Origin of the sequence: Sphingomonas fuzhouensis (assembly GCF_034659795.1) — a bacterium.
In the GTDB taxonomy this organism is placed as follows: domain Bacteria; phylum Pseudomonadota; class Alphaproteobacteria; order Sphingomonadales; family Sphingomonadaceae; genus Sphingomonas; species Sphingomonas fuzhouensis.
Genome location: NZ_JAXSQY010000009.1, coordinates 67,918 through 93,561 on the forward strand (window position 1 = coordinate 67,918; position 25,644 = coordinate 93,561).

General features: G+C 58.2%; 20 protein-coding genes and 2 pseudogenes. 9 read left to right on the forward strand and 13 right to left on the reverse strand.

Translation table 11 applies throughout. From position 1 onward, the window contains the following. From rfbB to U1H82_RS16760, 6 genes are all read left to right on the forward strand, one after another. A complete protein-coding gene (gene rfbB, locus U1H82_RS16735) occupies positions 1–1,050 on the forward strand; it encodes a dTDP-glucose 4,6-dehydratase (protein ID WP_322966098.1) in 1,050 nt (349 codons plus the stop codon). Then, positions 1,050–1,937 (forward strand): dTDP-4-dehydrorhamnose reductase, encoded by an 888-nt coding sequence (gene rfbD, locus U1H82_RS16740; protein WP_322966099.1) that lies wholly within the window; start codon positions 1,050–1,052, stop codon positions 1,935–1,937. Before rfbB ends, rfbD begins: the two co-directional genes overlap by 1 nt. Next, positions 1,934–2,803, forward strand: a complete 870-nt coding sequence (gene rfbA, locus U1H82_RS16745) for a glucose-1-phosphate thymidylyltransferase RfbA (protein WP_322966100.1) — start codon at positions 1,934–1,936, stop codon at positions 2,801–2,803. Before rfbD ends, rfbA begins: the two co-directional genes overlap by 4 nt. A 98-nt stretch (positions 2,804–2,901) precedes the next feature. Further along, positions 2,902–4,146, forward strand: a complete 1,245-nt coding sequence (locus U1H82_RS16750) for a rhamnosyltransferase WsaF family glycosyltransferase (protein ID WP_322966101.1) — start codon at positions 2,902–2,904, stop codon at positions 4,144–4,146. Between the two features lie 3 nt (positions 4,147–4,149). Beyond that, positions 4,150–5,196, forward strand: coding sequence for a rhamnan synthesis F family protein (locus U1H82_RS16755; RefSeq protein WP_322966103.1), 1,047 nt, complete (start codon positions 4,150–4,152; stop codon positions 5,194–5,196). Further along, entirely contained in the window at positions 5,197–6,660 is a 1,464-nt protein-coding gene (locus U1H82_RS16760) for an oligosaccharide flippase family protein (protein ID WP_322966104.1), read from the forward strand. A gap of 130 nt (positions 6,661–6,790) precedes the next feature. Here U1H82_RS16760 and U1H82_RS18345 read toward each other — a convergent pair. The 13 genes and pseudogenes from U1H82_RS18345 to U1H82_RS16820 form a co-directional block, all read right to left on the reverse strand. Then, positions 6,791–6,967, reverse strand: a pseudogene (locus U1H82_RS18345) (IS66 family transposase); the annotation flags it as partial. Between the two features lie 258 nt (positions 6,968–7,225). Then, on the reverse strand, positions 7,226–8,491 hold the full coding sequence (locus tag U1H82_RS16765; RefSeq protein WP_322966105.1) for a hypothetical protein: 1,266 nt from the start codon (positions 8,489–8,491) through the stop codon (positions 7,226–7,228). Positions 8,492–8,807: 316 nt separating this feature from the next. Then, on the reverse strand, positions 8,808–9,923 hold the full coding sequence (locus tag U1H82_RS16770) for a capsule biosynthesis protein (RefSeq protein WP_322966106.1): 1,116 nt from the start codon (positions 9,921–9,923) through the stop codon (positions 8,808–8,810). 5 nt (positions 9,924–9,928) lie between these two features. Then, a complete protein-coding gene (locus U1H82_RS16775) occupies positions 9,929–11,845 on the reverse strand; it encodes an SLBB domain-containing protein (protein ID WP_322966107.1) in 1,917 nt (638 codons plus the stop codon). A gap of 149 nt (positions 11,846–11,994) precedes the next feature. After that, positions 11,995–12,869, reverse strand: a pseudogene (locus U1H82_RS16780) (integrase core domain-containing protein). A 133-nt stretch (positions 12,870–13,002) separates the two neighbouring features. Next, positions 13,003–14,577: an ArnT family glycosyltransferase gene (locus U1H82_RS16785; protein ID WP_322966108.1), complete on the reverse strand. Its 1,575-nt coding sequence runs from the start codon at positions 14,575–14,577 to the stop codon at positions 13,003–13,005. Between the two features lie 59 nt (positions 14,578–14,636). Further along, entirely contained in the window at positions 14,637–16,316 is a 1,680-nt protein-coding gene (locus tag U1H82_RS16790; RefSeq protein ID WP_322966109.1) for a hypothetical protein, read from the reverse strand. Between the two features lie 306 nt (positions 16,317–16,622). Then, positions 16,623–17,033, reverse strand: a complete 411-nt coding sequence (locus U1H82_RS16795; RefSeq protein ID WP_322966110.1) for a GtrA family protein — start codon at positions 17,031–17,033, stop codon at positions 16,623–16,625. Further along, complete coding sequence (locus U1H82_RS16800; protein WP_322966111.1) at positions 17,008–17,967, reverse strand: glycosyltransferase; 960 nt, start codon at positions 17,965–17,967, stop codon at positions 17,008–17,010. The genes U1H82_RS16795 and U1H82_RS16800 overlap by 26 nt, the downstream gene beginning before the upstream one ends. A gap of 144 nt (positions 17,968–18,111) precedes the next feature. Continuing rightward, positions 18,112–19,053: an NAD-dependent epimerase/dehydratase family protein gene (locus tag U1H82_RS16805; RefSeq protein WP_322966112.1), complete on the reverse strand. Its 942-nt coding sequence runs from the start codon at positions 19,051–19,053 to the stop codon at positions 18,112–18,114. After that, the gene (locus U1H82_RS16810; RefSeq protein WP_322966113.1) at positions 19,046–19,753 is read right to left on the reverse strand and encodes an HAD family hydrolase; all 708 of its coding nucleotides are present in this window, start codon (positions 19,751–19,753) and stop codon (positions 19,046–19,048) included. The genes U1H82_RS16805 and U1H82_RS16810 overlap by 8 nt, the downstream gene beginning before the upstream one ends. Further along, positions 19,735–21,591: a thiamine pyrophosphate-binding protein gene (locus tag U1H82_RS16815; protein WP_322966115.1), complete on the reverse strand. Its 1,857-nt coding sequence runs from the start codon at positions 21,589–21,591 to the stop codon at positions 19,735–19,737. The genes U1H82_RS16810 and U1H82_RS16815 overlap by 19 nt, the downstream gene beginning before the upstream one ends. 4 nt (positions 21,592–21,595) lie before the next feature. After that, positions 21,596–22,378 carry an aldolase/citrate lyase family protein gene (locus U1H82_RS16820; protein ID WP_322966117.1) on the reverse strand — a complete coding sequence of 261 codons (783 nt, stop codon included), beginning with the start codon at positions 22,376–22,378 and terminating at the stop codon, positions 21,596–21,598. 405 nt (positions 22,379–22,783) lie between these two features. On the opposite strand from U1H82_RS16820, the gene U1H82_RS16825 reads away from it, so the two are divergent. From U1H82_RS16825 to rfbG, 3 genes are read left to right on the forward strand one after another with little or no spacing between them, the layout of a single operon-like run. Next, positions 22,784–23,773: an FAD-binding oxidoreductase gene (locus U1H82_RS16825; RefSeq protein ID WP_322966118.1), complete on the forward strand. Its 990-nt coding sequence runs from the start codon at positions 22,784–22,786 to the stop codon at positions 23,771–23,773. A gap of 12 nt (positions 23,774–23,785) precedes the next feature. Beyond that, complete coding sequence (gene rfbF, locus U1H82_RS16830; protein ID WP_322966119.1) at positions 23,786–24,559, forward strand: glucose-1-phosphate cytidylyltransferase; 774 nt, start codon at positions 23,786–23,788, stop codon at positions 24,557–24,559. Beyond that, complete coding sequence (gene rfbG, locus U1H82_RS16835) at positions 24,544–25,644, forward strand: CDP-glucose 4,6-dehydratase (RefSeq protein ID WP_322966120.1); 1,101 nt, start codon at positions 24,544–24,546, stop codon at positions 25,642–25,644. The genes rfbF and rfbG overlap by 16 nt, the downstream gene beginning before the upstream one ends.

The window sequence follows — 25,644 nt, forward strand, 5'->3', positions numbered from 1 at the left end:
ATGCGCATCTTCGTCACCGGCGGGGCCGGGTTCATCGGCTCGGCTTTGGTCCGCCACCTGATCGAACATACCGAGCATGAAGTGCTAAACTTCGACAAGTTGACCTATGCGGGCACGCTGTCGACGGTCGAGCGCGTCGCGTCGTCGAACCGCTATCGCTTTGTTCAGGGCGACGTCTGCGACGCGGAGGCAGTGCGTGCCGCAATCGCGGATTTCCGCCCAGACGTCATCACGCACCTGGCGGCTGAGAGCCATGTCGATCGCTCGATCGACGGACCAGGCGCGTTCGTGCAGACCAATGTCGTCGGCACCTATGTCATGCTGGCCGAGGCGCGTGGCTACTGGCTGTCGCTCGACGAGGGGGGCAAGGCGGCGTTCCGCTTCCACCATATCTCGACTGACGAAGTGTACGGGTCGCTGGGTGAGACCGGGCTGTTCACCGAGGAGACACCCTACGACCCACGCTCGCCCTATTCGGCGTCGAAGGCGGGGTCGGACCATCTGGTATCGGCTTGGGGCCATACCTATGGGCTGCCGGTTCTCATCACCAATTGCTCGAATAATTACGGACCCTATCACTTCCCCGAGAAGCTGATCCCGCTGATGATCGTCAAGGCGCTCGCTGGCGAGCCGCTACCGGTGTACGGCGCGGGCGACCAAGTACGCGACTGGCTGTTCGTCGAGGATCATGTCCGCGCCTTGCAGGCGGTGTTCGAGCGTGGACAGGTAGGGCGAACCTACAATGTCGGCGGCCATAACGAGAAGCAGAATATCGAGGTGGTGCGTACCGTCTGCAAGATCCTCGACCGGCTGCGCCCGCGTGCCGATGGGGTGAGCTATGCCGAGCAGATCACCTCGGTCGCCGATCGCCCTGGCCATGACAAGCGCTATGCGATCGATGCGGCGCGGATCGGCAACGAACTTGGCTGGCACCCGCAGGAGACGTTCGAGAGCGGGATCGAGAAGACGGTGACCTGGTATCTCGATAACGAGGATTGGTGGCGGCCACTGGTCGCGGCGAAGGCATCCGAGCGGCGCGGGATCGCGTGATGCGGGAATTACTGGTCACCGGTGCGAACGGACAGCTTGGACGTGAGCTGCAACGCGTGAACTTGCCCGAAGGCTGGCGGGTGGTGGCACTGGACCGTAGCACGCTCGACTTGACCGACCCCGCAGCGATCACGGCAAAGGTGGCGGAGCGGCCTTGGGCGGCCGTCATCAACGGTGCGGCGTACACTGCGGTCGATAAGGCGGAGCATGATCAGGTCGCGGCGTGGCAGGTCAATGCGCTGGCGCCCGCCGCCTTCGCTTCGGCCTGTGCGACGGCAAATGTGCCCTTGGTGCAGGTGTCGACCGACTATGTCTTTCCCGGCGACCGTGACGGCGCCTGGGGTGTCGACGATCCGGTCGCCCCCCTCGGCGTCTATGGCGCTTCGAAGCTGGGCGGTGAGCTGGCGGTGCGTACCAGCGGCGCACGCCATGCGATCGTTCGCACCGCCTGGGTGGTGTCGGCCCATGGCCATAATTTTGTGAAGACGATGCTGCGCGTCGGCGCGGAGCGCGAGACCCTGCGCGTCGTCGCCGATCAGCACGGCAGTCCGACCAGCGCAGCGGACCTCGCCGACATACTGGTGCGCATCGCGGTACGGCTGGCCGACGACGCCAATGCGCCGACCGGCACCTTCCATTTCAGCAATGCCGGTGCGACGACTTGGGCAGGGTTCGCGGAGGAAATCTTCCGCCAGTCCGGCGTGCGGGGCGGTGCTAGCGCGAAGGTGGAAGGGATCACCACCGCCGAGTACCCGACGCCTGCGCGACGTCCCGCCAATTCGCTGCTAGACCATGACGCGATAGAACGCGCTTATGGTATTACTCCCCGGGCGTGGCACGACGCACTGAGCGACATCCTCGACGAACTGATTGGAGCCAAGAAGTGAAGGGTATCATCCTGGCAGGTGGATCGGGCACCCGGCTCCATCCGGCGACGCTAGCCGTCAACAAGCAGTTGCTGCCGGTCTATGACAAGCCGATGATCTATTATCCGCTGTCGGTGTTGATGCTGGCGGGAATCCGGGACGTGCTCATCATTTCCAGTCCCGAATATCTCGGCAACTACCAGCGTCTGTTCGGCGACGGCAGCGCGATCGGCTTGTCCATTTCCTATGCCGAGCAGCCACGCCCCGAAGGGCTGGCGCAGGCGTTCACGATCGGCGCGGATTTTATCGGTGACGATAATGTTGCGCTGGTACTGGGCGACAACATCTTCTTCGGCGCGCATCTCACCGACCTGTTGGGACGTGCGGTCGCGCGGGCACAGGGCGCGACGGTGTTCAGCTATCGCGTCGATGACCCGGAACGTTACGGCGTGGTCGAACTGGGCGCGGACGGCAAGGCCATCAGCCTGGAAGAAAAGCCCGTTCAGCCCAGGTCGAATCACGCCGTCACCGGCCTGTATTTCTACGACAATCGCGTTGTGCAACTGGCACGTGACCTGAAGCCGTCAGCACGAGGCGAATTGGAGATTACCGACCTGAACCGCCTCTACATGGAGGCGGGCGACCTGTATGTAGAACAGATGGGCCGCGGTTATGCATGGCTGGACACCGGCACCCATGACAGTCTGCTGGAGGCCGGAGAGTTTGTCCGCACGCTTCAACACCGCCAAGGTATCCAGATCGCGTGCCTCGAAGAGATCGCGTTCGAAATGGGCTTTATCGATGCCGACATGGCGCGTGCTGCGGGAGAACGGTTCAAAAAGACCAATTACGGTCGCGCAATTCTGAATGCGGTAAACGGTCGTTGAGGATTGGCATGCCGATCCGGCGGAACGTACACGGCGGTGTCCTTGGCTGAGATGATCGAAACCGCATTGGTGCAGCGGCAGGAGCGGTCAGTACAACTATGATCAACCTGCATTCTCTTGCCGCATTCCCGCCACCGCACTGGCGCCGGGCAGTGCGGCAAAAAGTCGCACGCTGGAAAGCGGCACAGCCCCGATCGGTCGCTGCGTCGATGCAGCAGGCATTTCATAATCTGCGTCCGCTGAAGACTCGACCTGAATCCGGCCATCACCATGTCACGATAATTACGGACAGTGTCGCATCAGGCCAGTTGATGGGAGGTGTCGGCACCGCCGTATTACTCGCCGTCAGTATCGCACAGGCCCAACAGCGTTCACTGCGTATCGTAACCCGCGAACGCCCTTGTAACGACACGGCGCTTCGTGCGCTGCTTGAACTTCAGGGATTATCATATGACGGGGAAATCGACATGATTTTCTCGGATGGTTCCGAGAGCGATCCCGGTGTCCCGCTGGGACCGGACGACATGGTTCTTACTACGTCATGGTGGGGAACATGGTCAGCGCGACAGACCGTACCCGCCCATCAGATCGTCTACCTGCTGCAGGAAGACGAACGAATGTTCTATGCTGGTGGCGATCAGCAGTTGCTGTGCGACGAAGCACTCAACGATGTTGGCATCCGCTATATAGTCAACAGCCACTTGTTGATGGCGCACTTCCAGGCGACCGATACCGCTGGTCCGGCACGGCACGGCATTGCCTTCGAGCCTGCTTTCCCGACTAGTATCTACCACCCTGACGCCCATGAAGGTCGGCGTAATCTTGTCTTCTATGCTCGTCCCGATCATCCTCGAAACCTGTTCCTCCGGGGGATCACCGTACTCGACAAGGCCTTTGCCGCAGGTCTGTTTCCGGTCGACGAATGGGATGTTCATTTCTTCGGTATCAATATCCAGAACGTGGTCTTTCCCGGTCGGCCGATCCAGTATCATAATGGCTTATCCTGGGCAGACTATGCATCCCTTGTCCGCAAGGCAGATCTCGGTTTCTCGCTGATGTACACTCCCCATCCGAGCTATCCGCCGCTCGACCTTGCGGCAAGTGGCGCGGTGGTTGTAACCAACGCCTTTGGTCCCAAAGGAAAAGCTGCGCATTACAGCGACAATATCTTGTACAGACCGCTTGATACCGATGCATTGTTAGATGGATTGCGCCACGGTATCGCTCGTGTAGCCGATGACGCCACCCGTAAAGCAGCGTATGCCTCGGCTCGTCTGAACCGCGATTGGCCGACATCCTTCGCTCCCGTCTTGGCGTCGCTGGCTGACTTTCCGCGGCTCTAGAAGATGGTGACAGCATCTGTTTCCATTCCCGCAATCGACGAGCGTCGGATTCGTGATACGGCTCGGCTGTGCCTGTTCGCGCATTATCATCAGGACGGGTGGGTCGCTGAGCATACGCTTCATTATCTACGGGCGTTGCAAGACGCGGGCTTTGTCACCGTGGTGTTGTCGACGGCGAAACTCACATCTGATGCGTTGAACGATTTGCGGACAGTAGGTGCCGAAGTCATCCTGCGTGAAAATACGGGAATGGATTTTGGCGGGTGGATCGAAGCCTGCATGCGCTTCTTTCCTATTAAAGCGCAACTTCTTCTTCTCGCCAATGACAGCGTTTACGGGCCACTGACCGATCTATCTTCTTTTATAGATCAGTTGTTGACCCATGACGCTGATTTTTATGGCGCCGTCGAGTCACTTGAAATTGCCCCGCACCTGCAAAGCTGGTTTTTATTATTACGTCCAGAGGCATATCAATCATCAGCCTTTTCTGCCTTGATGTGTACTCCGATGCCCGACTTACCTGACAAGTTGTCGCTCGTCACGAAGTATGAGATTGGCTTAAGCCAGAGGCTAGTTGCCTCTGGATTGCGTTATCATTCTGCCTTTTCATTTGACGAACGACAGGGAATTGCCCGACGCTATCCTTATAATCCGGCCCATCTACTTTGGAGGGAAATTATAGATAATGGCGTTCCCTTCCTTAAAGTCGAATTGCTACGACTTAACCGTATGCGTGTGGTAGATACAATCAAGTGGAAGACGGTCGTTGCGTCCCATGCTCCATCGCTCGTATCAATGATCCAGGCAGATCTCGACCATCGCGGGGTGGAACCGCTGCCCCGCTTCGGTGCCATGAGCGCTTGGCCATTCATTTACTGGCCCGAATTGCGGAAAACGGTCTTATCTGATTATCGATCTTCCTCAGACGGAAGGGGTTGGAAGGCCTCGTTACACTTCATGGCGCTGCGGACTCTGGCTTTGTTCGCCGTTGTGCCACGACGAGTACATGCTCGGATCATCGCCCGAAGGGAGTCGCGGAAAGCGAGCTAGATGTCAGTACGTCGTTCCTTATTTTGGTCATATGGCAGCCAGCTAATCACACTGGCAATCACTTTCACGACATCGGTCATCGTTGCCCGCCTGATTTCACCGCGCGAAATGGGTATCTATGCTCTTGCACTGGCAATATCAGGTGTACTGAGTGTTTTTCTTGCCTTCGGCACGCAGGCTTTTCTCGTCCGAGAAAAGACAATCGACACGCAAACCGTCAGGTCTGCCTTTACGGTCAATCTGGCCTTGAGCAGTCTTCTAGCGCTATGCCTGCTATGCGCCGGCCTGTTCAGCCTGTTGGTGCGGCAGCATAACGAGATATCAGCCGTATTCCTAATCATGGCAGCCGGGCCTTTGTTCTCCGCGCTTGAGTTCGTACCTGCAGCATTGTGCATGCGGGAAATGCGCTATTCTACAATTTCTATGATCAGCATAGTGCGTGCGCTTATCACATCCTTCGTAACGTTGACCTGCCTTTGGTGGAGTGCAGGCGCGCCTGGTCTTGCGGTCGGGCCAGTAATCGCGAATCTCGTCTGCGCGCTCGTCTATATGGCTGCCCGACCCCGTGATCTCATTTTCCGTCCAGGCCTACACCGCTTTCGAGAGATATTGGTCTTCGGTATCCAGATGCTATCGATTAGTGGTGTGGCACAGCTGGCTGCACGTAGTTCCGATATTATTATCGGCAACATGTTGGGATTAGTTGCGCTGGGCCTTTATTCGCGTGCATCGGGCCTGGCGACTTTGATCTTTATCAATGTCTACGGTTTGGCGACCAGCGTTATATTTGTCCAGCTATCGCGGGATCTACGCGAGACGGGCGAGCTCCATGCAACCTTCATCCGGGCGTTGCGGATGATCACGGGAGCCATGTGGCCGATCCTGCTGGGTATCGCCACGTTAGCAGGGCCATTGGTTCTGATGTTATATGGCGTGAAGTGGCTTCCTGCTGCTGTTCCTTTGGCATTATTAATGATTGCGCAGTTCATCGTACTTGGATTTGGTATGAACTGGGAGTTGTTCGTTTTGCGCAAAGAAACAAAGCGGCAAATATGGATTGAGGTATCCCGGGCTATTATCGGAACCGCAATTTTTTCTATAGGATGCCTTTTTGGCTTGGCTGCCGCTGCGATAGGGCGAATTGGCGAGGCTATTGTGGGCTATATTCTTTACCGACCGCATATCGATCGTTTGGCTGGAACGGAGCCTGGCGAGGTCGACCGTGTCTACCGAGAAAGCCTGCAACTCACAGCCGTAGCAATTACCCCTTCCATCCTGTTAATGGGATGGTGGAACTGGTCACCCCATGTTCCGTTACCTTTGATCGCAATCGCTATCGTCTCGGGTATCGTTGGGTGGTTTCTATTGCTACGATATAAGCGGCATCCTATTGCGAACGAGATTCTGATACTTACAGCTCGCCTGTTCAAGCGTTCTGCTTCCGCAACTGGTCACTCGAGTTGATATGGTATGATCTCGATCCGCCATTACAGGCCATGAACGTCGGATTGGCATTGGTTCGACTTTGTCGTAGCCCATGGCCATCACTGGGTTGACGCAGGTCGTTGGCGCACGAACTTGCTTCGGTTGATGGAGGGATGATTTGCCGGGCTGCACGGATTTTGTCGGCCTTGAGAACCTCGTCACGGATGTGGTTGACGATGGGGTCGAGGAGTGCCGCAGCCTGTCCGGTTCAGCCCGCTAGCGTCAAACGGGCGATGTCGAGCCGTTGCGCCGCCATCATCTCGGCCTGGCGGTAGAGCGGCAGATGGACGCCGGCTCGTAAATGACCTCCTCGCCCGGCCGGTGCCCGGCAGACTCCGGGCGGCTATGCCGGGGTTGGCCACCTCGGGTACAACAGCTATGCCACCCCAGGCAAAAAAAAGGGCTACCGAACTCAAACAACCATTTCGGCGAAGTTCGGGCGTCAAACCATCAGTCGGCGTCGTTCTATAGCTGGGGCCTGCGTGCCATCGAATACTGGGAGGTGCCGGGAGGCCGCTCAGGCTTTACCGGTCATTGCCTCTATCTACGACTGCAGAACGTGCGGATGAGGATCGATTGTCGGCCGTCGAAAGCGGTGCGCCGCCATGATTTGCGCTAGGCTGTCGAGTGCTATCCCCCATACCATAAAGCACATTAACCCTGGGCGGAGGAAAATTCCAAGTGAGATGCCGATTTCTTCCGTGACTGGGCGTTGCGAGAGCCAAGCCGGACTGGATATTTCGATGAATGTCGAAAGTACGCTATCATAGGGGACGCAGGATAGATAAGCAGCAAAAATCGCGACAATTGGCCCCGGACGACGCCATGGCTCCAAGAATACTAAAAATACGATAAAAGTTGCAGTATAACCACCCGGAGACGAGCCGATAAGATAGGTGCCCAAAAGAATCAGGGCTATCCGCCGTTCACTGACGACGTTCGGCTGCAGAAAACTCCCCACTATGGTGATGAGCCCTATGATCCGGCTTGCATTTATGATGATTGGAATAGTCGTCATGATCAGGTCGACTGTACGTGACGGTAGGAAGTCGCGCGTTGGAAAGCGATATGTATCAAAGCCTAGAAATGGCGCATAGCTTGTCGAGTAGAAGACGCTTTCCCAAACTTGGTTTCCGGTGAGCTTGATAAAGGCTGCGGCGCCAGCGATGAGTTGCCCCAGGGTACCGTCACCAAGCAACGCTACAGTGAGCAGATAGAGACCCAGTGTCGCAAAACCAGCTAATTCCAAGTCACGCCACCGGCGACCTATTGCAGTAGTAATAACAGGCACGAGCAAGTATGGCTTGAAATTAATCAAAAAAGCACTTGCTACCGCGCGAGTCCAACGCGACCGGGCAATCCCGCCGAATGCAATCACAAAGAAAATGAAGCAAACAAGGATGAGATTGCCACGCTCTAGCGTAAATAACCACGGTAGTCCGAAAGTAAAACCAACGCCCCGGAACAACGCCGTACGTGGATCCGCCTTCCAAAAAGCGTAGGTCGCTACCGCGCTACCAATCGCCCAGCAGGCCAGGATGGCAATACGCCCGTAAACGTCACAGTCGCGCGCAGCAAAAGCATCGCTGACGTAACAGGAGGGATCGCCAGCTAGCTTGAGAAATACGAATGATAGTGGAGGATAAACCGTCTTCCACACGTCAAAAGCACCGCGGTGGTGGGCCCAGTAAGCGGTGTTGAACCAATCCATGAATGTGTCATTGGGATCGAAAACAAAGGGTTGCGGAAGCCGTCCATGCACCGAAAAATAATTGATGCACCAAACCAACCCTGCGAGTACCAACAGCATCAAACACAGTTCGGGAATACGTCGGCGGGACTCGCCGGGCATGCGCAGAGGCATCACTTAGGAAAACTCGGCTAGGTCAATGTAATCACGCTGTGACGAGGCGGCTTTGCTTATCAATAAATAGATACATCCTCCTGTCGTTGACTGCACGTGATGCCTCCGCTCGGTGAGAACCCGATACCGCGTATCAAACACACCAAATACATGTTTTATAATAGGATGCGCAGCCAAAATTCTGAGTAGCAAGGCCCCCATAAAACCTACAGCGGACGTCATCATGATCCAACATAGTTGGATCAGTGAAAATTTTGGCTTGTCAACCATCTTTTCCGTTGTCGATATGCTCACGACCGAGGACATGCTGCCATTCCAAACCAGTAAGTGGCGCATAAAGCTCAGTGAAAACTGCCATCAAAATTATCAGAATAAGCAACGCCACCGCTGACACATTATAATGACGCTCAGCATCAACATTCACAGGCTCGATGATCTGAATGTAGTTAGCGCTTTCTGCCGAAAGGTTTTCGACCTCTACCTGTTCGGTCGCTCGAGCATAAACCTCATACAGCGCTTCGGCAAAGCGATAGTCACGGTAGAGATCGAGGTAGCGGCTGGTCACAGCTCCCAATCCTGCAACATTAGGTCCGCCAGCGCCGCTCGTGGGTCGACCGGTACTGGCAACTTGCCCCTGCAACGCTGCAACCTGCGCACGCACTGCGGCGAGCTGCGGGTTCTCGGGACCTGCAACCTGTTCGATGGATCGAAGCTCTACCTGTTTGGCGGCGAGCTGAGCCTGAAGCGAGGCCCTCAAAGCGATAGCACTACCTAATTCCTGTTCCGGAGAGGCGAGACGGTTCGCACGCCGGAACGCATCCAGTGCTTGCTCTGCCCTTACGACGCGCTCACCTGCTTCACGGAAGCGCTGGTGCACGATCTTACTCTTGTGAGCGATCGTATTGCGAGTCAGCGCCGCGATACGATCGCTAATCGCATCCACATAGGCCTTTGTAATGCGCATCGACGTATCGGCGTCGTATGTGCGCGTCTCTACTTCCAATACACCGCCAAGCAGCAGGTGAATGTCAACCTCCTTGGCAAGAGCGATACGCGCATCGCGTACCGTGGCATATTGTCGATCCGGACCGACAAGCTGCAACGAATTGATCACGCGATCCGTGACCGCCATGCTACGCCCGATGACGACGTAGAGGTCGTTAGGTGGCTTCCCCCCTGAAAACAGGTTTGCAAAAGTCGCAAGCTGGCCACCAAGCGAATTGAGCACCTGCCCTAGACCTGCACTATTGGCATCCTGTGGCAGCAGTTTAGCGCGTGCGACCCATGGCCGCGGCACGACACACAGTACGGCAAGCACGAGTGCGATCGCGATATAGCCAATCCGGCGTCGGCGCGGTTCCAGAACCCAGCGAGCCACAGCGGTCACTTTGACACCGTGGCAATGGTAGCTGCTGTCAGCCCCGTAGTGAGCAAGCCCTGCGTGACTTCACGCAATTTTGCCCAAGTTTCGCCGCGCGATCCATTAATCGGCACAAAAATGAGATCGCCCGGAAGAGCATACGCCTTTAGGGCACCCTGACCTTGTTCGATCACGCTACCATTTGCCCGTATGACGAACACGTGACGGCGATCACCAATCTTCTGCACGCCGCCCGCCTGCTCAATATAATCGCGGATTCTGTGTCCAGGAGTGAAGCGAAAGTTCGCAGGGCTAGGGACCGAACCGAAAACGCCCACTGCAACAGGCACAGGCGGGATATAGAGGGTATCGTTGTTCTCCAACGTTACGTTAGCCGGGAGCTGAGAGGCATCAGGCGCTACGTCAAGCACCAGTCGCCCATCGGGCTTGCGCTGCCTGAGTTCCGCGATGATTCCGTTCAGTGCCGTCGCCCGCTGGACGGCGTCAGTGCTCGGACGCAAAGCTGACGTCAACGCCTCTGCCGTCAATGTCACGGAGGCATCCGTCAGGGCGCGTTCGAAGCTCACACGTTGCTGGATGCGCAAACGTTCGCGCGTGAATACGGTACCAAATGCATAGGATTGCGGTGTCAGCCCGCCCGCCAGCGCGACCACCTCGCCCAACGAGGTACCGGGCTGAACATAATATCGGCCCGGTTTGGTAACTTCGCCGTTCACCGTGACGAGGACCGGCTGCTGCATCAGTGGTCGAGCGATGCCGATAGCTGACAGTACACGGATCACTTGGGCACGGCGCGCCACCGTCTCGCTCATGTCCTGCACGCTCAGCTGCTGCCAGCCGCTATCGGGCTTGAGAGGGTCGAGCAAAAGCAGCCGCTTATCGTCAGCAACCGTATTGACGCCGCCCGCATAGAGCAGAACATCCGCGAGCGTATCGGTCGCTCGTGTCTCGAAGATCGACTGATTGTTCACGCTGCCGATGACCGCAACCTGGGCACCGACGGGGGCGATGTAGAGGACATCGCCGTTTTCGAGTACAGCGTCGGCTCGCTTGTCGCCCTTCAGCAAAAGATCGTAGAGGTCGAAATCGGCAATCAATTGCCCACCGCGGCGCAACTGGATCGAGCGGAAACTACCTCCAGCAGAGGGGCCACCTGCAGCCAATACGGCGTTTACCAGCGTAGAAAGGCTACTGACCGAGTAGGAGCCTGGCGCTTGTGCGAAACCGGTGACGTAGACAGTGATTCCATGCAACCTCGCGGTTGACACCGAAACCCGAAAGTCGCGGTACTGCCGCGAAACCTGACCCGCTATCACCTGCTGGAGGTCGCCATAGCGCACCCCACCAACCGAAATCGCACCCACGCGAGGCACGAAGATGCGGCCATTGCTGTCTACGGTGAGCAGCATGTCACTCGATTGGATCGAACCCGTCAGGCCAATGGCCAACTCATCGCCAGGATTGATCTTGTAATCTGGCGGAACGGTGGTGGTCGGTGGTGCCGTAAAATCACGCGCCGTCGGTATCAGTAGGTTACTGCCGAAACGTCGTAACGGTGCGTCAACGATATCCGACGCGAACTGTTCGAACTCGCTTGGCGGCGAAGGCCGACGAGTAACCACCTGCTCTCTTGATACGTCATTAGTATCGGGCCTGTCATCTCTCGTAGAGTTGGTCTCGCCACGCCCTGTTGAAACGCTGATTTGATCAGGTACATAACGAGCGGATTCGGCGGCCCGGTTCTGGCTCGCCGCGGCTAAGCGACTTGAGTTAGCCTGATCCTGCGAAAGCTGCTGCACTGCGCGATCCTGCTGATCGCCAGCCTGAGCGGCTGCTTCGATCGGCACTGTCAGCGCAACGGTTGCAAGCAGGCATGGCGAAATGCCGCATGTCGTCAAAAGGAAAAATACAGGCTTCACTAGCTATCGGCTCCCGTACGGCGTTAATGCAGCCCAGCCCTCATCGAAGCGCAGAGGGAGGCGATGCTGAGCCGGATCAAACAATGGCTTGTTAGCCAGAATCGCGAGCCGAGGAAACTGGCATCTAACCGGTGACCTGCTCCCTATTTTCAAGCCGCTGATGAGTTAGCTTCGGGGTCATCATGCCCTTGGCGGGGGCGGTTGGTGAACTCGGCGGGTGACATGCCGCCGAGGCTGCTGTGCGGACGCACGGTGTTGTAGTCCATCCGCCATGCCTCGATGATCCGTTTCGCCGCAGCCAGCGAGGGGAACAGGTGCTCGTTCAGGCACTCGTCGCGAAGCCGGCCGTCGAAGCTCTCGACGAAGGCGTTGTCGGTCGGCTTGCCCGGCCGCAAGAAATCAAGCGTGACGCCGTTCTCATACGCCCACCGGTCGAGCGCCTTCGAGATGAACTCCGGACCGTTGTCGACCCGAATGGTCTTCGGCGCAACACGCACTGACGCGATGCGCGTCACCGCCGCGCTGACGCCCTCGACGAGGACGCTTGAACCGAAGGCTCAATTCATCCTCCCGATACAGCCGGTAAAACCGCTTGTGGTTCACCAGCCAGCGCTCCCTGCGCAGCAGGATGTAAATCCGAAAATAGCCATAGCGCACCCGTGCTGCCGCCAGATCATGAATGCGCAGCCGCAGCGCCGCTCGCTTACGCCGTGGGATGCCTGGACGTGCGCGACGATCTCGCGCCGTCGCCCAGGCGTCAGAGCTTTTTTGCCAGGACATCCTGCAGGATATGCTTGTCCAGGCTCAGGTCCGCGACGAGCTGCTTTAGTTTGCGGTTCTCGTCCTCGAGTTGCTTGACCCGCCGCAGCTCGCCGACGCCCAGCCCGCCATACACCTTCTTCCAGCGGTAAAATGTCTGCTCCGACGCACCCATCCGGCGGATGACCTCCGCCACCGGCGTGCCCGTCTCTGCCTACTTCAGCGCAAACACAATCTGCTCGTCCGTATACCTCGGCTTCTTCATGTCCCAGTTCGTTGCCCGCAGGCTTCAAAGGGTCGAAAAACTCTCACTCAGCTTGGATGAAAAAACAGGGAAGACGCCAAATGCACGAACTGGATCGAATATTTGATCACCTTTGCTAAAAAACGCTGTCTCTTTACCGTTCTTGTCTGAGATCGATTATCGTTATCGTTGGCCCCCCGATTTTGCCCCACAGCGGCCGGAACGTTGCCACCACGCGCCCATGTTGCTCTAGACTTCGATAAGCCTCGTCTTCGCGGGGGAATACAGCACGCTCGGCGTGGTAGCGGTCGGCCTGGGTCAGAATGGCGAAATCGGCACTGCAGGTAGCGCGCATATGGGATGAGACAGTCCCATAGTCGACATTTGAACGGCCACGTCTTGCGCGTTCGATCGTCGCGTAGCGAATGCGTCCGTGCAGCATCGCGACAGCATCGACGCACCCTGCATTCCCCATCGGGAACAGAAAGTGCCATGGCTGATCCAGCAGATCAAAAGCGAAGTGCTCGACCAATACGGTACTGCCGGGCGGGATGTGGCTGCGCGACCATGCCGCCGCAATTTGGCGCGTGTCGTGGGTTCGGGCGTTCCCATCAGCCCAGGCCCGTTGGCCTGATATTGCCAAGGCCAAACCTAATAGCCCAGCGGATGCGAGACGCGCCCGATTCATGCCGATGCGCTGACGCAACCACGCGGTCAGGATCGTCAGCCCGTGCGCCGCAACCATGGCACCGATCATGATCAGTGGTAAGGCCCACCGTTCCCAGATCAGCCTTTGGCTACACAGAACGATCATGAAACCGATGGCCATTGGTGCCAGCATCGCAAAAGCCTGGCGCTGGCGCGGCAGACGTAGCCAGCCTAATAGGAGCAGTCCTAGGCCGACTATGCTGAAACCGGACACCAGTGGCACCCGGACGTACCACCACAGGTTCGCCAGGAACCCACCCCCAGTAGCGCCCAGATGATGGGCCTGTCCCTCACCCCGTAGATTATTGATGACGGTGGGATAGGCGAGCAGCAGGTAGGGCGAGATCACGAACAGGAAACCGATAGCCATCAACCCCGTTGTGGCTAATCGGATCATTCCCTGTCGCCTACCCAGCACACCCGAACGGATGGCGAGCCATGTTCCAGATGCGATGCCGATGGCCGACAAGGCAAAGGGCCATTTGGTCGCGATCGCCAGACCCAGCCACAAGGCCGCACGAACATAATCGCGCCAGCGCCCTTGTTCAGCGATGTCCATGGCGCTTCCCAGGCACATCAGCATGAAGACGCAAGCCATCATGTCGGACCGGATAATTTGCGACCATGCTATGTGAACCGGATTGAACGCCAAGAGCAATGCTGCAATCACGCCTGTGCGGTCGCCGAACAGACGCGCTGCCAACCGTGCGGTGAGCCAGATCGTCGCGATTCCGAAAAACATCATCGCGATCCGGCCGGGCAGAATAATCCAGCTAGGATCGGTATAGACGGCCTTCGTGAAGCCGTCGGGAGATGCAAACAGGCCACTCAACCAACCACTGGCAAAAACCATTATGTTGATGACGGCGAGCAGATACATGGTGGTCGTTGCCGGATGACCGAACCAGCCTGGATTGAGCGTCGGTCCCGTCAGCATCCGGATCGCCCCCATCTCGAACATCAGTTCGTCGGGATCGTTGAGTGCGGGCAAGCCGAACCCGATCGTGGCCAGTCGCATCATCAGTGCCGCCATCAATATGGCACAAAGATACCAGCCATGGCGGCTACCCAAGGCGTTCATTAGATACCGTCGACCGTGATGTATGCTTCACGGGATGGTAGCGAAAGCGCCCGATCGCCGTTCATGACGCGCTGGCGATTTCCTTCAAGTGCGGCTGGCATTATTCCGCTGGCATCGACGTGCATCTGCGCCGACCGTCCAACGAATCGTACGCCTGTGGCAAACGCACCATCCTGTCCCGAAATTAGGGGAGCAATCGTTCCGGCGGTGCAGTTGCTGACGCTGATGGCATCACCCCCTGGCCGCGAGGAGGGATTCGCAATAAGCAAACGGAGTGACAAGCCCTCGCATCTCGTCACAACAACTGGACGCGAATGCTCCAAAATCTTAAGCCCCGTCACTTGCAAGCCATGACTGTCTAAGGCTTCCAGCCCTGCAGCATCGCCCTTTGCAGCCATATTCATGTTGCCGACACATTGGCCACCTGTCAGAGTTACCGCGCCTCGCATCCGATCGAACCGCATGGCCGCATCGGCGGAAGGGGCAACGGCGACGTAGGGTTCGGTGATGTCGATCATCGCATGGGTGGAGGTATTGCGGATTTCGATCCCTATCGTCCCGCATTGATCGATGATGGGCATCGTCAGGTGAAGATTGACATGACCGTTACGGCCGCGCGTCGCAAGGGCATCGGCGCGGCCATCCACACGGATGCCGGTGGCGATGCCCGTCGTCTCGAAGCCGAGGACGAAACTGTCGGCAAAAGCACCGTCGAGCAACAACCCTACCCCATCCTCGACCTTGGGTTCTCCCCCAATCGATGCATTGCACTCGATGAGTGATAACGAAGCATTGCCGCCTGCCAAGCCAATGTCGGCGGACCCATCCAGCAAAAAGCCACGCCAATATTGGTTGTCTTGTCGCCCCGGCACGGAACGAAAAGCGATACAGTTTGTAAAAGTCGTTCGGACCAGTCCACGCGCTACAAAGCCAACCGCATGCTCGGCAGCGCTGACGTCGTCAATACGCCCAAACAATAGGAACTGTGCCCGCAGACCCGCTGGCTGAGCCCCCCCGCTGGTATCGGGTGCGACTGAGCGCGCCAGCGCAATGCCGCGAATGTCAATATTCTGGAGGAAATCATTGACCATCTTCGGGCGACTGGCTGGCCCGACGCGTAAAACGTCGGCACGTCCCCCCGTCACGATCAGGCGCGTTCCCTGCCCCTGTTCCGTTCCCCGGAAACCGCTACCGATGATCCGGCAGAAGGAGCGTTCCACCGCCAGCGTTGCCGATATGAAGTAGTCCGCTGCGAGCAGTCGCATGACAGGATGCGCGGCTAAGCACGCTGTCAGCGCTGACAAGCTATCCTGTCTGCTATCGCCCGGGGCCGCGCCCCACCACTCGGGATGGGCTTCGACCATTCTGCTGCGATTGAGATCCACCTTGCCAGCCCCGGTGAAGATATGAGCGACCGGTGCCATGAAGCTGCCCAGAAGGGTAAGGGTCCGGCCTGCCGCGATCTCGATCGTCGTGCCAGACGGGACCATAAGGTCGCCACGGATCGTTAGATTGGTGTCAACGCGGTGGACGCCAGGCGTCAGTACGGTGGGAGGCGTGTCCGTCAGCGGTTGCGGGTTTGTTTGTGCGGGCGCGCTACCAGCGAATAGCCCGACTGCTCCCCATCCGATACCAGTCGCGACGGGCAACAGCGCGCGGCGTGAAATGTCCTGCTTCAACGTCGGCCTTTCATAACCAGCATGGCCTCTCGTCCTGCCGTGCCATTGGTTGAAGATCAAACCGCCCGGTATCACTAGCCAATCGTACGGACAGCGCTAAAAAGCCAAAAGATTTGCGGATATGGGCCATGTACGGTCCAGGGACCGTCATGGCCGAACAGTTTCGTACCAGCGGTAGAAACCGCCGACGCACGCGGATGTGGCCGATATTAAAATCTGCACCATCATCGGATTAGCATTGCCGACCATCGGCGTCATCGAAAAGCCAGCGTAGTTCTATGCCGTATCCCTGCTGGTCGAAAGGGATTAAGTCGTTTCAGTCAGAAATACAAAACGCTTCAGGATAAAATAGTTGACCACCGACACGATGCCAGCAGACACAATCCCCGCGCCATAAGGAGAAACGATGAAGCGTGATACTAGCGCCAACGTGATCAGACCGATCAGATAATTGACCACATAAGACAGCAGGAACCGGCCCGGTGATGGGTTCGCATCGCGGAATACATGGCGACTATACGTAAGGTAGTTGAACGCGACGCCCATGGTATGGGCGATGAATTGAGCGACGAATATACCAAGTCCGACCCATACAAGTGCCGAATACGCCCCTAAGCCAAAAATCGTGTTGACTACACCGGCCTGATAATAGCGCCACAATTCGCGAAAACGTTCGCGTGAAAAGTGCATATCAATAATCCGACGGGAAGTTGACACGCTCACGCTCCAAAACCAAAGGTGTGCCACGCGTTCGTTCGGAAATGATGCGGACATTGTCGCCAAGAAGGCCCAGGAAACCGAACAGCAGCGCCAGTTCAGCCTGTACGATCGCTGCGATGAACCATCCGGCGATCGGCTTGTCGAGGAAAAAGGCCAGGGCCCCCCCCAGCAGCATGACCAACGTCATCAACGCGCCAAAGACGCCGATATACAGTGGCACACGTAAAAGGCGCTTGGATGATCCCGCCAGCGCAGACATGGCAAAATCGAGCAGAGCAAAAAAATTGTTCTTCGACTTGCCACCAGCACGGGGTGGGCGCAAAAAGGCAATGGTTTCTAGCTTGTAGCCAGTTTCAACCAGCATACCGCGAAAAAATGGTTCGGGTTCCGACAGAAGACGCGTCGCGTGCACGACTCGTGCATCGTACAGGCCAAAGCCGGTGGCATCAGGCAAGATGGGATAGTCGCCGAAATTCCGTGCCAGCCAATAGGATAAACCTCGCATCATGCGCAGGACTGGCCCGTTCTTGGTCTCCGACTTGCGCAGGGCTAGAACGATATCCACTCCCGATTGCCAACGGCGTACGAATTCCGGCAATAACTCCGGCGGGTCCTGAAAATCGGCGCACATGCCGATGACCGCGCGCCCCCGCGCCTGATAGATACCATGGGTCGGTGAGCGCATCTGTCCGTAATTGCGGGTATTGACGATCAGTCGGACTCGAGAATCGGCAGCGCACAGACCCCGGACGAGGTCAACAGTGCGATCCGTTGAATCATTGTCAATGAAGATGACGTCGAACGACATACCAAGCGGTTCGAGCTGTGCGATCACCGCAGCGCAGATCGCCTGTACATTGTCTTCTTCATTGTAACAAGGGATCACGACCGAAATATCAGGTCGCTGGCTTTGGATCGCTAACATAGTCATACCAGCGCTCTTTCAAAATAAAAAAGACGCTCACTAGAGCATCGAAAAACCAATGATTCTATTTACATGTCAATCTTTGAAATACGGAATTACATTCCGTGATATTTTATGACAAATTCTGTGCATTCGTCTTTTGCCGAACTATTATAGTTGCTGACGAATATAAGATGCCGTCTCACTGATCTGCTGACCAAGAGACACGGATGCAATACAATGCTTGGACAGAAGCTGTGCATAATGCGCTCCGTTTCCAATATAACGATCGGCAACAGAGTCAGTAATTGTGGCCCGCATGACGCCGTTGCCGCCCAGTGTCTGATCAACGATCATGGCGACTTCACCAAGCTCCAGCGCCTCACCTCCGCTATCGAACCGGGCTACCCCGTCCGTTGACTCGCCGAGCAACGCCCATATTAAAGCCATCAGTTCGCGGATGGCGACATAGCTACGGATGACTTCGCGCGGCGCTTTTACCGTGATCGGCCGGCCAGCTAGGGCATCGAGGATAAAGCTGGCCATTGCATAGGCCTGATGCTTGTTGATGTAAGGACCAGTGATATTGAAGATCCGCCCTATGACCGCACGCCTAGCACGCAAATCCGCCCAGTCCGCAAAACGGTTTTCGTCGTCGCACTTCAACTGCCCGTATAGGCGCATCGCCGGACTGGCGGTCGGGTCATTGACCTTGGTCGCGGCACCCGATGAAGCTACGAATACGCGCTCCGCGCCGATCTTATCCAGCGCAGCCAGCACGGTATCGGCGATGGCGCGGTTGGCGCCGCGGTAATCCGCTTCGCTCATCACTTCCGCCCGGTCCTTCGTCTGGAAGGCGAAATGAAGGACCGATATCCGCTTCGCTTCCAGCGTCTCCAGATCGGTCAAGGCGTGTTGTTGCACCGTCCTCCCCGCCCCCAGATCGAGAAGGCGGGCGGCCGAGCCGTAGCAGCTCACCCGTGACGAAAAATCGGATCCAAGCGTTCGCTCCAGCAGATCAAGCGTCGCCAGTCCGATCCAACCACTTGCGCCGGTTATGGCGATGTGGCGATCACTGGCGACCAAGTCATGGCCGATGGAAGCCTCAAGCATGGGTCGAGGTCGATGTGCACGCCAGGATAGCGTTCACCATGGTTTGAAAACAGTGGAAGGCGACACCTTGCTCCGGCGCCCAGCCAGGTTCGGCATAACCATATGTCATGAAGTGAAACGGTATGTTCGCTGCGACGGCGACGGCGTGGTCCAGTTCACTGTCGCCAACGAACAGACACGCTTCGGGCGGATGGTCCACGTGGCTCAGCACGGCATGAAGCAAATCCGGCGCAGGCTTTGGGCGCATGCCGTGCTGTCCACCGATCACAACGGTGAAATGGTGGGCCAGCCCCGTATCCTCAAGCACCTTTTCGCAAAGGATCTGCGGCTTGTTCGAACAGATCGACAGGGTCAGCCCTGCATCCCGCAATCGCGCCAAGCCATCCGATACGCCAGGAAACAATGTTTCGACCGGCGTCTGACGCACCTGATACCGCGCCCGAAATTCAGCCAGATCTTCAGCGGGATCGCCGCAGGCATCGCCCAGCAAGCCCGACACCATATCGAGGCCGCCACGGCTCATATAGGTCCGTGCTCCGATCGGATCGATCGACTGTACCGAACCACGTTCGGTGATGATTTCGGACAGGATATCGATGCAGACGGCACAGCTGTCGACCAGCGTGCCGTCCAGATCGAAGATGACATGGCTGATCGACGGGCTATCCGAACCGACCGGACTCAGTCGTTGGTCGCGCACGGTGCCATGGCCTCCGCCAGTTCCTCGCGCGGCAGGAAGGGGGACAGGTCTTCCAGGGTCGGCGAAACCATGGTGCCGTCCTCCAGACGACGCGAACTGAGCTTGGGTGCGAATTCCTGCCGCTTGTCGATCATGACTTCGCACAGCTGGGGTCCGTCGCTGTTCAGCGTCGCGCGGATCGCCGCGGGAAGCCCCGCATGGCTATCCACCTTCGAAGCGGGCAACCCAAACCCTTCCGCAAGCCGCGCGAATTCGGGGAAGCTCAGCCCGCTATCAGGACCGCAGCCGACGATGTTGTCTGGAAAGTGGTTCTGCTGGGACTGGCGGATCGAGTGGTAGCCGTCATTGTTGAGGACGAACACCTTCACCGGCAGCTTCTGACCAACGATAGTCTGCAGTTCCTGCAGGTTCATCATGATGCTGCCGTCTCCGGCCAGACAGACGATCCGCCGCCCGCCGCCCGCATAATAGGCACCGATCGCAGCTGGCAGGTCATAGCCCATAGAGGCGCAGCCGGAGTTGGTATAAAGCCGCTGGCCGGGCTTGAGATAGGCCGCCTGGAAGATCGTGACGCAGGCCGTGCCGTCGCCGGACACGATGATATCGCCCTCCTCCAGTTCGGCAAACAATGCTTCGCCGAAGACATAAGGATTGATCGGGCTTTCCACCGATCGATATTCGGGCAGGACGACCGGATAACGCGCCGCACGCTCGACACTGCGCTTCAGGAAGTCGGCCCGCGCCTCGTGCCGATCGTCCGAGGGCAGCGTCGCCTGAGCTGCAGAAGCGAAGAAGTCGACCAGATCGGCATGGATCGCGCGGTGCAGCGACAAGGTCGGCTTTTCCAGTTCGGTCCGATCGATATCGACCATGGCGACCCGAGCGTTGCGCGCGAAACTCTTCCAATTGTAACTGATCTGGCGAATGTTGAGCCGCGAACCCAACACCAGTACATAATCCGCCGTCTGGACGGCGAAATTGCCGCCACGATCGCCGACCGATCCTGGGCGCCCGACATAAAGCGGATGGGTGTTGGGGATCGCGTCGTGCGCGTTCCAGCCGGTGACCACGGGCACACCCAGCCGCTCGACGAAAGCGAGGAATGCCTGATGCTGTCCGGACAGGCGCACGCCAGCACCAGCCAGAACCACTGGCCGCTCCGCCGCACATAGCTCGGTCAGCGTCGCGGCGACCTCTTGATCAAGGGCCGAACCCGTCAGGGCGCCAAGCTCCGCACGAGTGTTCTCGGCCTCATGCGCATCGTCGTCGCTTGCCGGATCATAGGGAGCGAGCGTGTCGAAATCGACCGGCGCCGCCTGCACGTCGATCGGTACGTCGATCCAGACCGGCCCCGGCCGCCCGCGCCGTGTGAGGTGGATAGCCTTCTCGACCACACGCCGCGCATCGAGCGGATCGTCGAGAACCACGGCGTATTTGGTGATCCCGCGAACCATCCCGACAATGTCGACTTCCTGATCGCCCAACTGGCGGAGCGGCAGCGGATAGTTGAAAGCGCAGGTTTCACGCTTCACCTGCCCCGACACGACGATCATCGGGACCGAGTCCACATAAGCGCCATAGACGCCGTTCAGCGCATTGACTCCACCCGGTCCGGTGGTGACATTGACCGCTGCGGGGCGCCCGGACAACCGGGCATAGCTTTCCGCTGCGATCGATGCCGCCTGCTCGTGATGGACAAAGACCTTCTTCAAGCCTTCCGCCCGGCCCAGCGCATCGTTGAGATGCATGGCCCCCCCGCCGGTGAGCATGAAAACGTCGGTAACGCCATGCTCCACCAAAAGGCGGGCGATCAGGTCGGCAACGCGCATCTTGGCCATGGGATCAGGCAGCCGCCTTGATCGTGGTCTGCTGACGCTTTTCCATCATGGTGATGCGTGCCTCGTCCTCGGCTGCGATCGCCTGATAGTAATCGCGCTTGTTCTTGAGCCACAGCAGTTCGAACTCAATGGCCAGTTCCATGCCCGCGCGCGCCGCATCGGGCGTATTGGCGATGGCACCGTCGAAGATGACCTTGCGGGTCTCGAAGCGGTCGAGGCGGCTCGTATGGACATGCGCCAGGAACGGGATCGAATCCGGGCTGACGGCGCCACCGACGACCAGTTCGACACCCGCGTCACGCGCCGCTTCGCCGACCTTGGCGACGTAGCCGCGCATCTCGTCGGAATTCACGAAATCACGGCTGTGACCCATCGAACCGGCGAAATCGACGCGGCCGAACACCATGCCGACCCGACCTTCCTGGGCAACCTTGGCCAGAGCGTCGAGCTGCTCATACGTCTGATAGGTTTCGACGTTGAACAGGAAGCTGACGTCGGCCTGCTCGTCGCGCGGATAGACCTTGTCCTTGGCGGCGACATATTTGCTGAGCGCGTAAGGAGTTTCGACCATGGGGGCGATAATATAGTCGACGCCATATACACGGCATTCGATCAGATCGCGAATAGCCTCGCATCCACCGATCTTGATCGCGACCTTAACGCCTGCCCGCCGGGCAATCTCAAGCAGCCGCAGCAGCTCGTCGACCCGCGTTCCTTCGGCTTCGAACTCTGCCTTGACCGCGAGAATGCCGTACTTCGCCTTACCTTCTTCAAGGATGGCCTGCATCCGCTTTTCGTACTGATTCACGTCGGGTCCCCCGATGATCCGTTAGGTTGTTGATGAATTAGGAATGTGGTCGTTCTGGCGATGGGCGCCTACCGCCTTGCTTAAGTCAATCTCGGCCAAGGTTATTCCGGCACATTTAGGCAAAAAGGCAGGGTGAAAGCGATTAATCTGTCCATCCTGTAGAGACGATTTTAAAAGGCGCGACATTCGCAGTCGACACCGACATATCAACCAACACATCCCTCGAGCAAGACGGAAAAGCCAATCATGCACGGCCTCACTTTCGAAAAAAGCCCTTGCTCGGCTTTGGCAACCCGTGTCAATGCCTACCAACCGCGAATAGGGCAGCGCTCGTCGCTTTAGATGCTGGACTAGTACGCATAAACAAGTATCAGCGTAGCGCCCATGCCTATCATAAGCCTTAGCAATGGACGTTCCTTTGACGCGGATTCCGCGACGTCTATCCTTGATTCAGCTCGCGCTGCTGGCGTCGCGCTCGAGTATAGCTGCCGGACCGGGCGTTGCGGTATCTGCAAATCGCTCGTTCTGAAAGGCGAGACGCGCATCCTCCGCTCGGAGGAGGAAAGCCTCACGGACGATGAAGTGGCACAAGGACTGATCCTCACCTGTTGTCGGTCTGCTACCAACGATGTCAGCCTGGATATCGAGCCGCTTGATCGTGTTGCGGGGCTCGAGATTCGCACGATGCCCAGCCGGGTCGTTACGATTGATCGCCTCGCGCCGGACATCGTCAGGATTATTCTCAAGACGCCGCCCGCCTCGCCGATGCGATTCCTGCCGGGCCAGTATATCGACGTCCTCGCAGACGGTGTCCGGCGCAGCTATTCGCTGGCCAACGCGCCCCGTGAGGACGCGCTGCTCGAACTGATCGTCAAGCGTTATCCCGGTGGGCGCCTGAGCGATTACTGGTTCGAACGCGCAAAACCCAACGACCTGGTCCGTATCGAAGGCCCGTTCGGCACCTTCTTCCTGCGCGACGAGGCCCCGACCAACATCCTGTTCCTGGCGACGGGCACGGGGATCGCGCCCGTCAAGGCGCTGCTGGAGGAACTGGCGGCGGACCCGGCGCGCGCCGCCCGTCATCGGATCAGCGTATTCTGGGGCAATCGGGCCGCCGAAAGCTTTTGCTGGGACCCGGTCGGCCTGGGGCTCGATATCGGTGTCCACCATCTGCTGTCCGACCGTCAGGCGGCGTGGCCAGGCAGGCGCGGCTATGTTCAGGATGCGGCAATCGCAGCGGGTGTCGATGTAGAGGACACAGTGGTTTATGCCTGTGGCTCGCAGAGCATGATCGCATCCGCCCGTGAAGCTCTTCTTGGGCTGGGCCTGCCGCCCCGACGCTTTTTCTCCGACGCATTCGTCAGCTCGAACTGAGGTTTTTCATCCATGAAGGCAGTCATTCTGGCCGGTGGGCTTGGCACGCGGTTTGCCGAAGAAACCAGCCTTCGGCCCAAGCCAATGATCGAGATCGGCGGGCGTCCGATCCTGTGGCATATCATGAAAATCTATGCGGCGCATGGCGTCACCGATTTCGTGATCTGCTGTGGCTATAAGGGCTATGTGATCAAGGAGTATTTCGCCAATTACTTCCTGCACATGTCGGACGTGACCTTCGACATGAAGGCCAATGAGATGATCGTCCATGAACGCCGGGCCGAGCCATGGCGGGTGACGCTGATCGATACGGGCGACGAGTCTCAGACGGGCGGGCGTCTCAAGCGGGTGGCCGACCATGTGAAGGATGAAGAACTGTTCTTCTTCACTTATGGCGACGGGGTCGGCGACATCGATATCACCGCGACGATGGAGTTCCATCGCAGTCATGGCAAGGCGGCGACCCTGACCGCCACCTACCCGCCCGGCCGCTTCGGTGCGTTGCAGATCGAGGACGGCAGGGTCGCCAACTTCCTGGAAAAGCCCCAGGGCGATGGCGGTTTGATCAATGGCGGCTTCTTCGTCCTGTCGCCCAAGGTGCTGGACTATATCGAGGGCGATCATACGCTGTGGGAGCAGGAACCGCTGCGTAACCTGGCCAGCGATGGCGAATTGATGGCCTTCGAGCATCATGGTTTCTGGCAGCCGATGGACACGCTGCGCGAGAAGCAGATGCTGAACTCGCTTTGGGAAAACGGCAAGGCACCGTGGTGCGTCTGGCGATGACCGAGGATCGACGCGGCATGGTCGATCCGGCTTTCTGGGCGGGCAAAAGGGTTTTCCTGACCGGACATACCGGGTTCAAGGGGAGCTGGATAACGCTGTGGCTCCAGCAGATGGGCGCAAAGGTGACAGGCTTCGCGCTTGCTCCTCCCACGGAACCCGCTTTGTTCGACGTGGCCCATGTCTCGGAGGGGATCACCTCGATCATCGGTGACATCCGCGACCGTGAGGCTCTGGAACAAGCCCTGGTGAACGCCGATCCCGACATCGTGATCCACATGGCTGCGCAGCCTTTGGTGCGTGCCAGCTATGACGACCCGGTCGGCACCTATGCCACTAACGTCATGGGCACGGTGCATCTGCTCGAGGCGGTACGCCGAGCGGGCAATGTCCGGGCCTGCGTCGTGGTGACGACCGACAAATGCTATGAAAACCGCGAATGGGTGTGGGGCTATCGCGAGGATGAGGCAATGGGTGGCCATGACCCCTATTCCAATTCCAAGGGCTGCGCCGAACTCGTGACCTCCGCCTATCGCCGTTCGTTCTTCGATGATCGGGGTAAGACGGCGATCGCCTCGGGCCGGGCGGGCAATGTCATCGGTGGGGGCGACTGGGCCGTGGACAGGCTGGTGCCCGACATCTTGCGGGCGGTTGCCGCGAATGATCCGGTACTGATCCGCAACCCACTGGCGATCCGGCCATGGCAGCATGTGCTCGAGCCGGTATCCGGCTATCTCGTTCTCGCGCAGGCATTGTGGGAAGATCCCTCGGTCGCGCAGGCTTGGAACTTCGGTCCGCGTGACGAGGATGCCCGTCCCGTCCAATGGATTGTCGAGCATATGTGCGCCGCTTGGGGCGACGGCGCCGAATGGGTGCATGATAAAAGCGTTCAGCCTCATGAAGCGCGCTACCTCAAGCTTGACATCTCCAAGGCGCAGGAACGGCTCCGCTGGCGGCCACGCTGGACACTGGCCGAGGCGTTGGAACGTATCGTCGCATGGCATCGCGCTTGGCTGTCCGGTACGGACATGCGCGCCTATTGCCTTTCCGAACTGGAACGCTTCGCCAGCGCTCCCCATTCTTCCTGA

Bases quoted from the DNA above. Each gene is read 5' to 3' on its own strand.
- rfbB (WP_322966098.1), top strand. From the start codon at position 1: ATGCGCATCTTCGTCACCGGCGGGGCCGGGTTCATCGGCTCGGCTTTG.
- U1H82_RS16800 (WP_322966111.1), bottom strand. From the start codon at position 17,967: ATGACTATGTTAGCGATCCAAAGCCAGCGACCTGATATTTCGGTCGTG.
- U1H82_RS16750 (WP_322966101.1), top strand. From the start codon at position 2,902: ATGATCAACCTGCATTCTCTTGCCGCATTCCCGCCACCGCACTGGCGC.
- U1H82_RS16825 (WP_322966118.1), top strand. From the start codon at position 22,784: ATGCCTATCATAAGCCTTAGCAATGGACGTTCCTTTGACGCGGATTCC.
- U1H82_RS16805 (WP_322966112.1), bottom strand. From the start codon at position 19,053: ATGCTTGAGGCTTCCATCGGCCATGACTTGGTCGCCAGTGATCGCCAC.
- U1H82_RS16755 (WP_322966103.1), top strand. From the start codon at position 4,150: ATGGTGACAGCATCTGTTTCCATTCCCGCAATCGACGAGCGTCGGATT.
- rfbD (WP_322966099.1), top strand. From the start codon at position 1,050: ATGCGGGAATTACTGGTCACCGGTGCGAACGGACAGCTTGGACGTGAG.
- U1H82_RS16820 (WP_322966117.1), bottom strand. From the start codon at position 22,378: ATGCAGGCCATCCTTGAAGAAGGTAAGGCGAAGTACGGCATTCTCGCG.
- rfbF (WP_322966119.1), top strand. From the start codon at position 23,786: ATGAAGGCAGTCATTCTGGCCGGTGGGCTTGGCACGCGGTTTGCCGAA.
- U1H82_RS16785 (WP_322966108.1), bottom strand. From the start codon at position 14,577: ATGATGCGACTGGCCACGATCGGGTTCGGCTTGCCCGCACTCAACGAT.
- U1H82_RS16760 (WP_322966104.1), top strand. From the start codon at position 5,197: ATGTCAGTACGTCGTTCCTTATTTTGGTCATATGGCAGCCAGCTAATC.
- U1H82_RS16815 (WP_322966115.1), bottom strand. From the start codon at position 21,591: ATGGCCAAGATGCGCGTTGCCGACCTGATCGCCCGCCTTTTGGTGGAG.
- U1H82_RS16765 (WP_322966105.1), bottom strand. From the start codon at position 8,491: ATGCTGTTGGTACTCGCAGGGTTGGTTTGGTGCATCAATTATTTTTCG.